The sequence below is a fragment of the Pseudomonas sp. D2002 genome (assembly GCF_013385735.1).
Classification (GTDB): domain Bacteria; phylum Pseudomonadota; class Gammaproteobacteria; order Pseudomonadales; family Pseudomonadaceae; genus Aquipseudomonas.
This window is the reverse complement of sequence record NZ_JACAPL010000008.1, coordinates 124,460-140,396: the sequence shown is the minus strand read 5'-3', so window position 1 is coordinate 140,396 and position 15,937 is coordinate 124,460. Positions and strand designations below refer to the sequence as shown.

Annotated in this window: 13 protein-coding genes; 2 read left to right on the top strand and 11 right to left on the bottom strand. The window is 63.5% G+C overall.

Annotation, left to right across the window (positions count from 1 at the left end):
- Nucleotides 1-47: 47 nt before the first annotated feature.
- From HX783_RS17245 to HX783_RS17195, 11 genes are all read right to left on the bottom strand, one after another.
- Complete coding sequence (locus HX783_RS17245) at nucleotides 48-749, bottom strand: NAD(P)H-dependent oxidoreductase (protein WP_177017682.1); 702 nt, start codon at nucleotides 747-749, stop codon at nucleotides 48-50.
- A 9-nt stretch (nucleotides 750-758) separates the two neighbouring features.
- The gene (locus tag HX783_RS17240) at nucleotides 759-2,378 is read right to left on the bottom strand and encodes an ABC transporter ATP-binding protein (protein WP_177017681.1); all 1,620 of its coding nucleotides are present in this window, start codon (nucleotides 2,376-2,378) and stop codon (nucleotides 759-761) included.
- Between the two features lie 2 nt (nucleotides 2,379-2,380).
- Complete coding sequence (locus tag HX783_RS17235; RefSeq protein ID WP_177017680.1) at nucleotides 2,381-3,208, bottom strand: ABC transporter permease; 828 nt, start codon at nucleotides 3,206-3,208, stop codon at nucleotides 2,381-2,383.
- A gap of 3 nt (nucleotides 3,209-3,211) precedes the next feature.
- Nucleotides 3,212-4,171 (bottom strand): ABC transporter permease, encoded by a 960-nt coding sequence (locus HX783_RS17230; protein WP_177017679.1) that lies wholly within the window; start codon nucleotides 4,169-4,171, stop codon nucleotides 3,212-3,214.
- A gap of 152 nt (nucleotides 4,172-4,323) precedes the next feature.
- Nucleotides 4,324-5,910, bottom strand: coding sequence for an ABC transporter substrate-binding protein (locus HX783_RS17225; RefSeq protein ID WP_177017678.1), 1,587 nt, complete (start codon nucleotides 5,908-5,910; stop codon nucleotides 4,324-4,326).
- 19 nt (nucleotides 5,911-5,929) lie between these two features.
- The gene (locus HX783_RS17220) at nucleotides 5,930-7,537 is read right to left on the bottom strand and encodes a 5-guanidino-2-oxopentanoate decarboxylase (RefSeq protein WP_177017677.1); all 1,608 of its coding nucleotides are present in this window, start codon (nucleotides 7,535-7,537) and stop codon (nucleotides 5,930-5,932) included.
- Nucleotides 7,527-9,635, bottom strand: coding sequence for an acetate--CoA ligase family protein (locus HX783_RS17215; RefSeq protein ID WP_177017676.1), 2,109 nt, complete (start codon nucleotides 9,633-9,635; stop codon nucleotides 7,527-7,529). Before HX783_RS17215 ends, HX783_RS17220 begins: the two co-directional genes overlap by 11 nt.
- Before the next feature lie 18 nt (nucleotides 9,636-9,653).
- Nucleotides 9,654-10,814 carry an acyl-CoA dehydrogenase family protein gene (locus HX783_RS17210; protein WP_159955348.1) on the bottom strand — a complete coding sequence of 387 codons (1,161 nt, stop codon included), beginning with the start codon at nucleotides 10,812-10,814 and terminating at the stop codon, nucleotides 9,654-9,656.
- A gap of 27 nt (nucleotides 10,815-10,841) precedes the next feature.
- Nucleotides 10,842-11,633 carry an enoyl-CoA hydratase/isomerase family protein gene (locus tag HX783_RS17205; protein WP_177017675.1) on the bottom strand — a complete coding sequence of 264 codons (792 nt, stop codon included), beginning with the start codon at nucleotides 11,631-11,633 and terminating at the stop codon, nucleotides 10,842-10,844.
- Nucleotides 11,634-11,781: 148 nt separating this feature from the next.
- On the bottom strand, nucleotides 11,782-12,420 hold the full coding sequence (locus HX783_RS17200; protein ID WP_159955344.1) for a TetR family transcriptional regulator C-terminal domain-containing protein: 639 nt from the start codon (nucleotides 12,418-12,420) through the stop codon (nucleotides 11,782-11,784).
- Between the two features lie 39 nt (nucleotides 12,421-12,459).
- A complete protein-coding gene (locus tag HX783_RS17195) occupies nucleotides 12,460-13,230 on the bottom strand; it encodes a class II aldolase/adducin family protein (protein WP_177017674.1) in 771 nt (256 codons plus the stop codon).
- 131 nt (nucleotides 13,231-13,361) lie between these two features.
- Here HX783_RS17195 and HX783_RS17190 point away from each other — a divergent pair, with 131 nt between their 5' ends.
- Entirely contained in the window at nucleotides 13,362-15,317 is a 1,956-nt protein-coding gene (locus HX783_RS17190) for an FAD-dependent oxidoreductase (protein WP_177017673.1), read from the top strand.
- Nucleotides 15,305-15,883 carry a cupin domain-containing protein gene (locus tag HX783_RS17185; protein ID WP_177017672.1) on the top strand — a complete coding sequence of 193 codons (579 nt, stop codon included), beginning with the start codon at nucleotides 15,305-15,307 and terminating at the stop codon, nucleotides 15,881-15,883. The genes HX783_RS17190 and HX783_RS17185 overlap by 13 nt, the downstream gene beginning before the upstream one ends.
- Nucleotides 15,884-15,937: the final 54 nt, after the last annotated feature.

Sequence of the window (15,937 nt, the reverse complement as noted above, 5' to 3'; positions counted from 1 at the left end):
ACCGCATTCGCGAGCAAGCCCGCTCCCACATTTGATCGCCATCTGGCTCAAGAAAGTGGGTATAGCGCCTCATCGAATTGTGCCAATTTCGGAAACACCAAGGGCTGTTCCTCCGCCAGCCCTTTGAGCCGCCGCGCATACCCCAACAGAAACTCCCGCCGCGCCGCATCACTGATATACGGCACATGCCACGCCACAAACGGCGCCAATACTTCATAGCCGACATACGCCAACGTGCCGCGCAGAATCGGTCGCAACATGTCCTCCAACGGCCCATGAATCGCACCCTCGCCGAATATATGCTCACGCCCGCCCAGCGTCACCGTGACCAGTGCACGCTTGCCCGCCAAGCCGCCCTGATCGTAAAAACGCTTGCCGCCGTAACACACACCCGACACCAGCACCCGATCAATCCAGCCCTTGAGCATGGCCGGCGCCGAGAACCAGAAAATCGGGAAGTTGAGAATCAACAAATCGGCCCACAGCAGCTTGTCCAACTCGGCCTGGATATCCGCCGCGATCGACTGCTTCTTTACCCCCAGGCGCTGCTCCAGCGCATACACCAGATACTCGGGGTTCTCCCGCGTGGAAAAATCCGCCGCCGACGCCACCGGGTTCCACTGCATGGCGTACAAGTCACTCACCTGCACCTGGTGCCCCTGCGCCTGCAACGTGGTGACCGCCTGATCGCGCAGGGCGGCAGTGAAGGACTGTGGCTCAGGGTGCGCGTGAACAATCAAAACCTTCATGTGAATTCCTCAAACGGTGGGCGCCGCCCGTTGGGCCAGCAAATGATCGAGCCAGTCCGGGTCCATTTCCGGTTCCGATGAAAACAGCAGGCCGGTGTAGTCCTGGTACGGCGGGGTAAAAATCGCGCTGCGGCGGCCCTGGTCGACCACCCTGCCCCGCTGCATCACCACCACCTCATCGGCAATCGCGCGCACGGTGGCGACGTCGTGGGTGATAAACAGGTAGGCCACGCCCAGTTGCTGCTGAATGCGGTTGAGCAACTTCAGCACACCCTCGGCCACCAGTTGATCGAGGGCCGAGGTGACTTCGTCGCAGATGATCAGTTGCGGGTCGGCCGCCAAGGCACGGGCGATGCAGATGCGCTGCTTCTGCCCGCCGGACAGCTCGCGCGGTTGGCGCTCCATGAACACTGCCGGGTCCAGCTCGATCATCTCCAGCAATTCGGCGACCCGCGCGCGCATCGCCTTGCCCTTTAGGCCCAGGTAAAACGTCAGCGGCCGGCCGATGATGTCGACGATACGCTGGCGCGGGTTCAGCGCCGTGTCAGGGATCTGGTAGATCATCTGGATACGCCGCAACTGCTCCTTGCTGCGCCGCCGGAAGTCCACCGGCAACGCCTCGCCGTCATACAACACCTGCCCCGCCGTGGCCGGCAGCAGCCCGGTAATCAAGCGCGCAGTGGAGCTTTTGCCGCTGCCGGACTCACCGATCACCGCCAGGGTCTGGCCGCGATGCAACTGCATCGATACCTCATGCAGCACCGGTTGATGCCCGTAACGGGCACACACCTGGCGCACCTCCAGCAGCGGCACGGCCTGGGTCGGGCAAGCCTTGGGCTCGGTGCGAAAACTGCGCACCGCCCACAGCGATTTGGTGTAGTCCTGCTGCGGCTGGCTGAGCATGCTGCGAGTGTCAGCTTCTTCCACCAGCTTGCCGTGGCGCAGCACCATGATGCGGTCGGCCATCTGCGCTACCACCGCCAAATCATGGCTGATGTACAGCGCGGCGCTGGCGAAGGTTTTCACCGCATCGCGTATCGCCGCCAGCACTTCGATCTGGGTGGTGACGTCGAGAGCGGTAGTGGGCTCGTCAAAGATAATCAGGTCCGGGTGGCAGGCCATGGCCATCGCCGTCATCACCCGCTGCAACTGCCCGCCCGAGACTTGATGCGGGTAGCGTTGGCCAATGGTTTCGGGGCTGGGCAGGCGCAGCACGCGGTACAACTCCACGGCTTCGCGCTCGGCCTGGGCGCGGCTGATACCGCCGTTGATCACCGCAGTTTCCACATGCTGGTCGATCAGTCGGTGCGCCGGGTTGAACGACGCCGCCGCGCTTTGCGCGACATACGCAATGCGCAGGCCGCGCAACTTGCGCAAGGCCTCAGGCTTGGCCTGCAGCAACTGAATGCCGTCAAAACACACCGAGCCGCCGACAATGCGGCAACCGTCGCGCGCATAACCCATCGCTGCCAGGCCGAGGGTGGACTTGCCCGCGCCCGACTCGCCGATCAGTCCCAGTACCTCGCCGCGCTGCAAGGTCAGGTCGATACCGTTGATCAGCGGGTGCCAAGCGTCTTCGTAATGCCCTTCGACCTGCAGGTTGCGAATTTCCAGCAATGGCGTGTCCATCCTCAACACTCCTTCAGGCCGCTGGATTTATGCAGCATCCAGTCGACGACAAAATTCACACTGACGGTAATCAACGCCACGGCCAGGGCCGGCAGCAACGGGCTGATATCGCCGAAGGTGATCAACACCGCGTTGTCGCGCACCATGCTGCCCCAGTCGGCGGTGGGCGGTTGAATGCCCAGGCCTAAAAACGACAACGCGCTGATAAACAGGAACACAAAGCAAAAGCGCAGGCCGAACTCGGCAATCAATGGCGCAGCGGCGTTGGGCAGCACTTCGCGGGTGACCAGCCACCACAGGCCTTCGCCGCGCAGGCGTGCGGCTTCGACGAAGTCTTGCACCACCACGGTCATCGCCACCGCGCGAGACAAGCGAAACACCCGCGTCGAATCCAGCAGCGCAATCACCAGTACCAATGAGGTGGCGTTGGTGCCCACCACGCTGAGGATCAGCAAGGCAAAGATCAGCTGCGGGATCGCCATCAGAATATCCACCACCCGCGACATGCCCTGGTCGACCCAGCCGCCCTTGATCGCCGCGACCAGGCCGCTCAAACCACCGAGCACAAACGCCAGCGTGGTCGTCAGGAAGGCGATGCCCAAGGTATTGCGCGCGCCGTAGACGAGGCGGCTGAACATGTCGCGCCCCAGGTTATCGGTGCCTAGCAGGAACTGGCCGCTCCAGGGCGCGAAGCCCTCGCCCACCACCTGGGTTTCGCCATAGGGCGCCAGCAGCGGCGCAAACAGCGCCACCGCGATGTACAAAACAATGATCAGCAGGCCGAACTTGGCGCTCAACGGCGCCCTGGCCAGGTGGCTCAACAGGCTCATGGTCTACCCCTTCGGATGCATCAAGCGTGGGTTGCTGGCGATGGACAGCACGTCCGCCCCGGTATTGAGCAGGATGTAGGTGGCGGCAAAAATCAGGCTGCACGCCTGCACCACCGGGATATCGCGCTTGGCCACCGAGTCCACCAACAACTGGCCCAAGCCTGGGTAGACAAACACCACCTCGACCACCACCACGCCCACCACCAGGTACGCCAGGTTCAGCGCGACCACATTGACGATGGGCGCCAGCGCGTTGGGCAACGCGTGCCGCCAGATAATCCGCGACTGGCTGATGCCCTTGAGCCGGGCCATTTCGATGTAGGGGCTGGCCAGCAAATTGATCAGAGCGGCGCGGGTCATGCGCATCATCTGCGCGATCACCACCAGGCTCAGCGTCGCCACCGGCAATACCGAGCGTTCCAGGATTGTGCCGAATGACGCGTCCGGCGCCAGGTTGGACAGGCTGGGAAACCAACCGAGTTTTACCGAGAACACCAGGATCAGCAGGTAGGCGACAAAGAACTCCGGGAACGACACGGCACTCAAGGCCGTAGTGTTGAGCAGGCGATCGAACCAGCTGTTGCGGTACAGCGCCGCCAACATGCCCAGCACCAGCGCGGTGGGCACCGAGACCACCGCCGCCAGGGCGGCCAGGCTCAGCGTATTGCCCAGGCGCGCACCGATCAGCTCGACGATGGGACGCTGGTTGGCCAGTGAAGCGCCAAGGTCGCCGTGCAGCAGGCGCAGCAGCCATTGCGCAAAGCGCGTGAACGGCGGCAAGTCCAGACCCAGCTGCGCGCGAAACGCCGCCACGGTTTCCGGCGTGGCGGACTGGCCGAGCATGGCCTGGGCGATGTCGCCGGGCAGCATGCCCACGGCGAGGAAGATGATGACCGAGACGGCGAACAGCGACAACAGGCCGAGGGCGAGGCGTTGGAGGATTAGTTTCAACAAACTATTCATTGGCGCATTGCTCCTGCAGAAACCACCACAAATCCCCTGTGGGAGCGGGCTTGCTCGCGAAAGCGGACGGTCAGTTGATGCATGTGTTGACTGACACACTGCCTTCGCGAGCAAGCCCGCTCCCACATGTTGATCTTCATTGTTTGGGGGGCCTAGGCCTGCCACCAGCGCTCAATCAACCGCAACCCATCCAGCTCACCATAAGGCGCGGTCAGCGGCCCATGGCTGACGCGGTTCGAACGCGCCGCCACGGAGCTGGCGAACAGCGGCACAATCGCGCCGCCATCGTCACGGCACAGGGCCTGCATTTCGTTGTACATCTCCTGGCGCAACGGCGCGTTCATCTCGCCACGGGCGGCGGTGAGCAGTTGATTGAAGCGCGCGTTGTCCCAGTGGGTTTCGTTCCAGGCCGCGCCTTTGGCGTAGCCGATGCTGAACATGCGGTCGGCGGTCAGGCTGCTGTACCAGAACGAGGTGGTGAACGGCTGCTTCATCCACACATTGGAGAAGTAGCCGTCGGCCGGCTCGCGCACCACGTCAATGTCGATACCGGCCTGGCGCGCCTGTTCCTTGAACAGCACCGAGGCGTCGACCGCGCCGGTGTAGGCGGCGTCAGAGGCTTGCAGGCGCACCTTGAGCGAGTCCACACCCGCCTTGCGCAGGTAGAAACGCGACTTGTCCGGGTCATACGCGCGCTGCTCCAGCGCCGCGTTGATAAAGCGGCTGCCCGGCTGGATCGGGTGGTCGTTGCCGACCAGGCCATAGCCATGCAGCACCGAAGCCAACAAGGTGTCGCGATTGATCGCGTGTTTCATCGCCATGCGAATGTCGTTGTTCTTGAATTCGTTGCTGTCGCACAGCATCGGGAAGGTGTAGTGCTGGGCGCCCTTGGTTTCCTCAATCACCAAGCCTGGGTTGCGTTTGAGCAGGGCCACGGTTTTCAGATCAACCTTATTGATCACATCCACCTGCCCGGTGACCAGCGCATTGACCCGTGCGGCGCCATCGGCGATGGCCAGCAGCTCGGCACTGGCGAAGTGCGCGCGGCCGGGTTTCCAGTAATCGGGGTTGCGTTCCAGGTCCATGCGCACGCCGGGCTCGAAACTTTTCAGGCGGTAGCCGCTGGTGCCCACGCCGGCCTGCCAATCGGCAGCGCCGTCTTTGGCGGGCATGATCACCAAGTGGTAATCGGCGACCACATAGGCAAAATCCGCATTGCCCGAATGCAGCTCGAACACCACCGCGTCACTGCCCTTGGCGCTGACGCTGGCGACATCACCGAGCACGGTCTTGGCCGCCGAGGTGGAATCCTTGCTCAAGTGATGGTTGATCGATACCACCACGTCGTCGGCGGTCAGGCTTTTGCCATTGTGGAAGGTCACCCCCTGGCGCAAGTGGAAGGTCCACACACGCGCATCCGGGGTGGATTCAAAGCGCTCGGCCAGTTCGGGGATCGCAGTGCCGTCGACGGCGATCTCAGTCAGCGTGTTGTACACCGCCGAGAAGCCGACGAAGGTAAATGTGTCGACCCAGGAGCCTGGGTCACGCGAATCGGTGGTGCTGCCGCCGGCCAGGCCCAGGCGCAATACACCGCCCGGCTTGGGCGCCGCGTCTTCGGCGAAGGCGTGTAATGGCAGGCCCATGGAAAACGCCGCGGCCACCGCGCCCGCTACCGCGCTGTGTTTGAGGAAGTCCCGTCGGTGCATCGCTTGAGTCATTTTGTTGTTGTTTTCGCTCATGGTCTTGCTCCTCTAAAGGTCAACAGGCATAGGCATGTTTCAACTCGATCAAGGTCACGCCATTGCGTTTGAAGCCGTTGCGCAAGTCCGTTTGCAATTCATCCAGGTTTTTTGGCTGGTTCACGGTGCATCCGAACGCCTTGGCGAAGAGCGCGAAATCCGGGTTGCGCGGCAGCACACCGATGGGCTCGATATCGAGGCCCAGCATGTCGTCGCGGATTTGCCCGAGGGCGTCGTTGTTCCACAGCAGCACCACCAGCGGGCTGTCCAACTCTTCAACAGCGGTGGCCAACTCCTGGGCGGTGTAGAGGAAACCGCCATCGCCCACCAGCACCAGGCCCGGCCGCAACGGCGCACCGAACTTGGCGCCGATACCGGCGGGCAAGCCATAGCCCAAAGTGCCGTAGCCGGTGGGGTGCAGCCAGCTACGCGGGGCGCGGCTGCGGTAGGCATAGTTGCCGGTGTAGGCCAGCTGGGTCATGTCACTGCTGATACAGGCGTTGGCGGGCAGTTCCGCCTCGATGCGGTCGAGAATGGCTTGGTGGATCGACTGCAGCGGGCCGTGCCCCAGCTCAACGGCCTGGAGCAATCTGGTGACTTTATTGATTGCCGCTTCAGCGTCTCGCGGCGCCGTCGGCAAGCGCTCCAGCAACGCCAGCACGGTCCTGTTGGCATCGCCGTGCAGCGCCAGCGTGCACGGGTAAAAATCATTGAATTTGCGTGGGTCGATATCCACGCGCAGCAGCTCACCGGTGATGGGCAAGCGCTCGCGCCAGTAATCGGTGTCGGCCATTTCCGTGCCAACCGCCAGCACCACATCGGCTTCGCTGATCAGCTGCCAGCCGGGTTCGACGCACAGGGTTGAACCGGCATTCAGCGGGTCATTGAACGGCAATAAACCCTTGCCCGCCACGCTGGTGAAAAATGGCGCCGCCAATTGCGTGCTCAACCGCTGCAAGGCCTCCCCCGCCGCCAGCGCGCCGCCACCGGCAATGATCATCGGGCGCTTGGCCGAGGCGAGTTTGGCCGCGGCCTGGTCCAGCACCTCGGCCGCTGGCAAGCCGCGCCCGGCACCGCGCACTACCTCATTGCTCCAGTCCCACTCAATCGGGGCCGCCAACACATCCAGCGGCACGGAGATATGCACCGGCCGTGGCCGCTCGCTGTCGAACACCGCGTAGGCACGGGCGACCAGCTCGGGCAAATCCTCGGCGCTCAAGGCCACTGCCGAAAACGCGGTGATGGGCGCCGTGATCGAGCGCTGGTCCTGCGTTTCATGCAGGATGCCCCAGCCCATTCCGAGGCTGGCAAGGTGATTGACGCTGGAGATCACCAGCATCGGGATCGAGTCGGCATACGCCTGGCCGATGGCGGTGGCGACATTGGTCACGCCGGGGCCGGTGATCACAAAGCACACGCCCGGTTTGCCGCTGACCCGCGCATAACCGTCGGCCATAAACCCGGCGCCCTGTTCGTGGCGCGTGAGCACATGGCGAATGCCGCTGCCGGGCAAGCCGCGATACAGCTCCAGGGTGTGCACGCCGGGAATGCCGAACACCGTGTCGACGCCATAGTTGGCCAGCAGCCGTACCAACGCCTGGCCGCCGGTCATTGTTTTATCGTGCATGGCCATCTCCTAGGCGAATCAATGCATCAACCGCCGTGGCGCTGCGGGCATTGACCAATAGTGGGTTCACATCCAGTTCCAGCAACTGCCCGGCATGGGCGCAGGCGTAGTCGGCCACGGCGCGGATCGCCGCGACCAGCGCGTCCATGTCCGCCACTTCACGCCCGCGAAAACCTTGCAACAAGGCGGCGCTGCGCAGGCTGAGCAAGGCGTTGCGAATCGCATCGTCGGTGGTCGGCAGCAGCAGGCTGCGACTGTCCTTGAGCAATTCCACGAGGATGCCGCCGGCGCCGATCACCAAGGCCAGGCCAAAGTCGTTTTCACGCTTGATGCCCACGATCAGCTCGGCCAAGGGCGGCGCAGCCATGGTTTCCAGCAGTAATTGATCGAAGACTACACCGGGCGCGTACACCGCGATTTGCCGGCGCATATGCTCAAGCGCGGCAGTCAGGGCGAAGCCATCCTGCAGGTTCAAGGCCACGGCACCGGCTTCGGTTTTATGCGGCAAATCGGCACTGACGGCCTTGAGCACCAACGGGTAGCCCAGCAGCTTTGCGTCGGCAATCGCCCGCCCCGGCGTACTCAACACCGCAGCTGGCGTATTCAGGCCATAGGCACGCAAGGCTTGTTTGGACGCCCACTCATCCAGGGCCTGGCCGTGGCCGTCGAGGGCTTGCGGGCACAGCGGTTCGAGGGCCGATTCACCGCGTTCGAGCAACACGCGACGCTGGTTTGCGTAGTCGGCAATCCGCCCCCACGCCGCGAGCGCATCTTCCACGCCTTGCAACGCGGCGATGCCATGCGCATGCAGCCGCTCACGGGCATGCGCCGGTAACAGCTCAGGGAACGCCGAGGTGACGAAGCCGGTCTTGCCATGGCGGCTGAGCGCCGCGCAGAACAGCTCCAGCAGCAAGTCACACTCCTTGCGTTCGCCGGTACATTCAGCCGGGTAATCCAGCACCAACATGGCTGCATCGGCCTGGGTGCGCAGGGCCGTATCGAGCATGCGGTTGAGCGCTTCGCGGTCGCCCCAGATGGCCGTGGTGAAATCCAGCGGGTTGACCAGGTTGGCGTAGCTGGGCAGCACCTGCGCCAGCTCACCGCGCTGGTCTTCATCCAGTTTCGGCAGGGCCAGTTGGTTACGCTCGGCGTAGTCGGCAATCAGCCCTGCATCACCGCCCGAGCAGGCCAGGGCGATCAGGCTTTTACCCGCAGGGAGATTGCCGCAGGCCGCAGCTTTCAAGGTTTCGACGAAACTCACCGGGCCGCTGACGCGGATCACCCCCAAGCGTGCAAACAGGCTGTCGTAGAGCGCATCCGAGCCCGAGAGCGAACTGGTGTGACTCAGCGCCAGCTCGGCACCGATCTGCGACACGCCGGTTTTCAGCGCAATAATCGGAATGCCTTTTTCCAGGGCTTTGTGCGCCGCGCGGGCAAAGCCCGGCACATTCTTCAGGCCCTCCAAGTGCAGGCCGATGGCGGTAACGCGCGGCTCATCGAGCAACACATCCATCAATTCGGCAACGCCCAGTTGCGCCTGGTTGCCCACCGAAGCCATGTAGGCAACCGGCAACGAGCGGTCGCTCATCGACAGGTTATAGGCGAAGTTGCCGCTCTGGGTCAGCACCGCCACGCCCTTCTCCACCGCCTTGCCGCCATGGGCCACCGGCCACAGCGCCGCGCTGTGCAGATAGTCCAGCAGGCCATAGCAATTGGGGCCGAGTAACGCCATGTCGCCTGCCGCCGTCAGCAATTGCTGTTGCAACGCCACACCGGCCGCACCGGTTTCGGCAAACCCCGAGGCGTAGCAAATCGCGCCGCCGGTGCCGATGGCGGCCAGTTCGGCCACGCAGGTGAGTGTCAATTCACGGTTGGTGGCAATAAATACCGCGTCCGGGCCGCACGGCAGATCGGCGACGCGGCGTACACACGGGACGCCGTCGAGGTTGTCATGCTGCGGGTTGACCAGCCACATCGGCCCGGTAAAGCCGCCGTCGGCGCAGCGCTTGAGCGCGCGGGCCATGCTGCGCCCACCCACGAATGCCAGGTGCCGGGGCGCCAGCAGGCGCTTGAGGTTGTCGCGAATAGCCTGGGACATAAGCGTTCTCCGCGCCGATCAGCGCAACAGCGGCCGCAACAGTTCACGGGCGATGATATGGCGCTGGATTTCCGAGGTGCCTTCCCAGATCCGCTCGATCCGTGCGTTGCGCCAGATGCGCTCCACCGGGCCTTCGTCCATCAAGCCCATGCCGCCGAAAATCTGCACGGCTTCATCGGCAACTTTGCCCAGGGTTTCGCTGGCAAACAGCTTGGCCATGCCGGCCTCGCCGTCGGTCATGCTGCCCTGGTCCATCTTCCAGGCAGTGTGCAGGGTCAGCAGCTCGGCGGCGCGAATCTGCGTGGCCATGTCGGCCAGCTTGAAACTCACGCCTTGGTAGGTGCCGATGGGCTGGCCGAACTGCTTGCGGTCGGCCGCCCATTGCAGCGACACATCCAGCGCGCGCTGGGCCTGGCCGACGCAGTTGGCGGCGACCATCACGCGCCCGGCGGTGAGCCAGGCATTGGCGACATCCCAGCCTTTGCCCACTTCGCCGAGCACCTTGGACGCGGGCACGCGGCAGTCGTCGAAGAACATTTCATAGGTGTGATAGCCGCGGTTGCTCACGCATTTGGGGCCACGGCGGATGGTCATGCCAGGCGTGCCGCGATCGACCAGGAATGAGGTCACCGCGTTGCGCTGGCGACCGTTGTGTTCGTAGGTGTCGGTGACGGCAAACACGATGGCGAAATCGGCGTGCCCCGCATGGCTGATAAAGTGCTTGCTGCCGTTGATCACGAAGTCGTCGCCGTCGCGCACGGCGCGGGTCTTGATCGCATTGGCGTCGGAGCCGGCGCCGGGTTCGGTCAGGGCAAAGCAGTCGATTTTCTGGCCCTGCACGCACGGCAACAAATAGTCCTCGATTTGCGCGCCGGTGCAGGCCATGAGGATTTTCGACGGCCGTGCAACGAACACATGCAGCGCCCACGAGACCTTCGACAGCTCCCGCTCGATCAGCGCCTGGGACAGGTAATCCAGGCCGCCACCGCCCACCTCTTCCGGCATGTTGAAGGCATAGAAACCGGCAGTGATCGCCTTGTCACGGATCTGCGCGGCAAGCTCGGGCGAGACCTCGTCGGCACGGTCCACCGCCTCTTCGTGGGGCAGTAATTCCTTGGCGACAAAACTGCGTACCGCGTCCACCAACATGTCTTGTTCTTGGCTGAGTTGGAAATTCATGGCGCTACCTGCTCGGGGGTGTTGTTGTTATTGGCCGCAGAAATTCGGTGAGCGCTTTTGCATGGACGCGCGCAAGGCTTCGGCGCCGTCGACGCTGCGCCCACACAGCAGGCCAGCCGCCAGTTCGGCCTGCAGTTGCTCGGGCAGGCTGCGGGCGGCGCCTTCGCGGATCAGGGTTTTGGTCTGGGCAAAGGCGAAGGTCGGCCCGTTGGCCAGGCGCGTGGCCAGTGCCGTGGTGTGGGCGTGCAGTTGCTCATCGGCGACCACTTCGCCCACCAGGCCGGCGGCCAGTGCGCGGTCGGCACTCCACAGCTCATCAAGAAACAGCAGGCGCTTGGCCTGTTCGCTGCCGATCAGGCGCGGCAAGTGCCAGCTGGCGCCGGCGTCCGGCGAGTAGGCCATGCTGGTGTAGCCGGCCTTGAAGCGTGCCGACTGGGCGGCAATGCGCAGGTCGCAGCACAGCGTCAGGTCCATGCCGGCGCCGACGGCAGTGCCGTTGATCGCGGCAATCGTGGGTTTGTCGAGGGCGTGCAAGCAGGTCATCAGGGCGTGGGCGGTTTCGGTCCAGCCATAGGTTTCGAGGGCGCCACGCGATTCGGCTTCAGCCCACTCGGCCAGGTCGGCGCCGGCGCAGAAGCTGCGGCCGCTACCGGTCAACACCACGGCGCGCACGGCGGGGTCGCGGTTGAAAGCGTCGAGCAAGGCATGCAGGTGCTTGAGGGTCGGAATGTCCAGTGCATTGCGCTGCGGGCCACGGTTGAGGGTGATCCAGGCAACGCCTGCTTGCACATCGGTGAGCACGGGCGAATCGGTAGTCATGGCTTCCTCGAATTATTTTAATTGGCTTGAGGGGTGCGACATGGCGAGATACTAAACGAGTGTTCAGCAAGGAGGCAATCGGCAAACTGCAAATATTTTCAGAACGGAAATACCGGCCTGAACCTTGCGTTCAGGCGGCAAGAAAAGCTCAGGGTTTGAGCAGATAACGCTGGCGACCGCCGCTCTGCAGGCCATCGACCCAGGCTTCGCAGATCTGAATGCCCTGCTCCGGCGTGAAGGTGCCAGGGTTGAGCCCCGACTCCAGCCACAGCCCATCAAGCAAGGCGCTCAAGCCGATGGCTGCGAGGTCGGCGTCGAACCGCTCCCAGCCCTCTTCCCTGGCCATATCGCTCAGGGCGGAACGCATGATGGTGCGGTACTCACCGTAGGAATGTTCGTGGGCCTGGTTGATCGCAGGCGCGGTTTTCACCGCGCCCCAGAACACCAGCCACGCATCGAGCAGTTGCGGGTCGAGCAACTCAGCGGAAAACGAACCCCGGAACAACGCCGACAGCCGCTCGCGAGGCTCTGGTGGCGCCTCGGCCATGGTCTCGCGCAGCAGGCTCATGACTTGGGCGGTGATCGTGCGATAAGCCTCGGCCACCAGCTCATCCTTGCCCGAATAGTGATGGCTGATCAGCCCGACCGACACCCCGGCCTCGGCGCTGATCTTGCGAATCGAAGCGCCCTGGAAACCATCGCGCTTGAGGCACGTGAGCGTGGCCTGCACCAGGTTGGCCTTGCGCAATTGCGGCTCCATGCGGGAGAAGCGGGATTCCTGGGTCATGGGGCGGTGTCCTCGTTGAGTCGGCCGCACGACTCTACATCAGTCGCGGTAACCGGGCGACACCCGATCCAGCATCCGCAGCAACGCCGCCCACGCCAACTGCATGGCGTCCGGGTCGGCCAGCTCGCCCTGCTCCAGCGTTCGGCCTGGGTTGTTGAATTGCTGTTCGGTGTAGGCGCAGACCTCGGCCGGCGGCAAGATCAATGGGCCGCAGGCTTGGGCCGCGATCTGGATATCGCAGGCTTTCTCCAGATAGTACATGCGCAGGAACGCCTGGCTGACCGTCTCGCCCAGCGTCAGCAGACCGTGGTTGCGCAGCATCAGCACCGTCTTGTTGCCCAGGTCATGCACCAAGCGGCGCTGCTCGGCCATATTCAGGGCGACGCCTTCGTAATCGTGGTACGCGACCTTGCCGTAGAACTCCATCGAGATCTGGTTGACCGGCAACAACCCGCACTCCAGCGCCGCCACCGCGCAGCCCGCGCGGGTGTGGGTATGCAGCACGCACTGGGCATCTTCGCGCGCAGCATGGATCGCGCTGTGGATGACAAACCCGGCCGGGTTGACGGCGTAAGGGGAAGGCTCCACCGCGCGGCCATCCAGGCCGATCTTGACCAGGCTGGAGGCGGTGATTTCATCGAACATCAACCCGTAGGGGTTGATCAGGAAGTGGTGCTCAGGCCCGGGAATACGCACCGAAATATGCGTGAAGATCAGGTCGCTCATGCGGTAGTGCGCGATCAGGCGGTAGCACGCGGCAAGCTCTTCGCGCAGGTGTTTTTCTTGGGCGGGTTCGGCGCAGTAAGTCATTTTTATTCTCCAGGCGCGGGGTGGTTGAGGGCGACGCTAATCCAGTCACCAGTAAAAAAACAAGTTGATTTTTTACTGGCGCTCACCTCCTATAGAGAAATAACAATAACGGCGCCTGGAGTATCCGCACCATGTCGCACGCAGCCTTTCCCCACCTGTTCGAGCCGTTGCAACTGCGCGGCAAACGCCTGAAAAACCGCATCATGTCCAGCGGGCATGACACCTCGATGCCCACCGACAATCAAGTTAACGCGCAGTTGATCGCCTACCACCGTGCGCGGGCCGAAGGCGGTGTGGGGCTGATTGTGTTGCAGGTGGCCGGGGTGCATGACAGTGCGCGCTACACCTCGCATGTGCTGATGGCCACCGACGATGCCTGCATCGATGGCTATCGCGAATTGGCCGAGGTCTGCCACGCCCACGGCACCATGGTGCTGTCGCAGATCTTTCATCCGGGGCGGGAAATCATGGAGTCGGCAGACGGCTTGCTGGCGGTCGCGTACTCGGCGTCGGGGGTGCCCAACGAGCGCTTTCGGGTGATGCCACGGGCGCTGGAACAGGCGATGATCGATGAGATCGTCGCCGGTTATGCCGCGGCGGCCAGGCGCTTGTATCAAGCGGGAATTGACGGGGTGGAAGTGGTCGCCAGCCATGGGTATTTGCCGGCGCAGTTTCTCAACCCACGGGTTAATCGGCGCACCGATGGGTACAACGGTTCGCTTGAGCAACGGCTGAGGTTTTTGCGCGAAATTATGGCGGCGGTGCGGGCGGCGACCGACGAGCATTTCATCATCGGCCTGCGCATCTCTGCCGATGAGCGCGACAGTGAAGGCCTAACCGAGAGCGAATCCCTGGAGGCGGTGCAAAGCCTGCAAACGCAGCTGGATTTTGTACACATCGTCGCCGGCACCTCGGCCTCTCTGGGCGGCGCGATCCATATCGTGCCGCCCATGGCCATCGCGGCGGCGTACCTTGCGGATGAGGCGGCGACGTTCAAGGCCAGCCTGTCGGTTCCGCTATTTGTCACCGGGCGAATAAACCAGCCGCAGGAGGCCGAGCTGATCCTGGCCCGAGGCCAGGCCGACGTGTGCGGCATGACCCGGGCACTGATTTGCGACCCGTTGATGCCGGCCAAAACCCTGGCTGGCCGCGCCGACGACGTGCGCGCGTGCATCGCCTGCAATCAGGCGTGTATCGGCCGCTTTCACAAGGGCTTGCCGATTTCCTGTATCCAGCATCCCGAGACCGGGCGCGAGTTGGTATTCGGCAATCTGCAACCGGCGTTAACGCGCCGGCGCATCATGGTGGTGGGCGGCGGGCCTGCCGGCATGAAAGCGGCGGCCGTGGCCGCGCAACGTGGGCACGACGTGACGCTGTACGAAGCCAGCGCGCAATTGGGTGGGCAGGTGCTGTTGGCGCAATTGCTGCCACGGCGCAGTGAGTTCGGCGGCGCCAGCACCAACCTGCAGCGTGAGATGGCGCTGGCGGGTGTGCGCGTGGTGCGCAACACCCGCGTCGACCGTGCGCTGGTGGAGCAGCAGCAACCCGATCACGTGATCATCGCCACCGGTGCCGAGCCCTATTGGCCAGCCTTCGAGCAAGGCGGTGAGTTGCAAGTGGTGGACGCCTGGCAAGTGTTGCGCGGTGAGGTCACGCTGGGGCGCTCGGTGGTGGTAGCCGACTGGCGTTGCGACTGGATCGGCCCGGGCATTGCCGAGCGCCTGATGCGCGCCGGCCATCAGGTGCAACTGGCGGTGAATGGCACCCATTGTGGGGAGAACTTGCCGTTGTACGTACGCGACCAACTGGCTGGAGAGCTGCACCGCCTGGCGATTGCGATCATCCCTTACGCCCGCCTTTACGGCTGCGACGACAGCACCGTCTACCTGCAACATACCGCCAGCGGCGAGCCGATGCTGCTGGAGAATATCGACAGCCTGGTGTTGTGCCAGGGCCACCAGCCGGTGGACACTCTGGGCGCTGAGCTGGCGGGGTTGGTGCCGTTTGATCGCATCGGCGACTGCCTGGCGCCGCGCACCGCCGAAGAGGCGATTTACGAAGGACTCAAAGTGGCATGGAACCTGTGACCGACGCACCGCAGCAACTGTTTCTCGGCACGCGCATTCGCGGCCTGCGCAAGGCGCTCGGGCTGACACTTACCGAGCTGGCGCAGGCAAGTGAGTTGACCGCCGGCTACCTCAGCCAGTTGGAACGCAACCTGGCGTATCCGTCGATTCCGGCGCTGTTCAATATTGCCCGCAGCCTGGGGGTGACCATCCAGTGGTTTTTCGCCAGTGAAACCATTCCCGCCGAAGCGGATGAAGGTTATGTGGTGCGCCAGGGCAACCGGCAAAGCATCCGCTATGAAGATGGCATCGTCGACCAATTGCTCACGCCGTTGCCCAACCATCAACTGGAAATGCTGCAGTCGAGCTTTCCGCCCGGCACCTACAGCCAGCAAAGCTACAGCCATGAAGGTGAGGAAGCGGGCTACGTGTTGAGCGGGCAGTTTGAGTTGTGGGTGGGCGATCGGCATTTTCTGCTGGATACGGGCGACAGCTTCAGCTTCGCCAGCAGCGAGCCGCATCGGTATGGCAACCCAGGCAAGGTGCCGACGGTGGTGATCTGGGTGATTACGCCGCCGACGTTTTAGGCCGTCTGAGCAAATGGAGACGTTTCCTACAGGAACCGACGACGGTGGCACGGC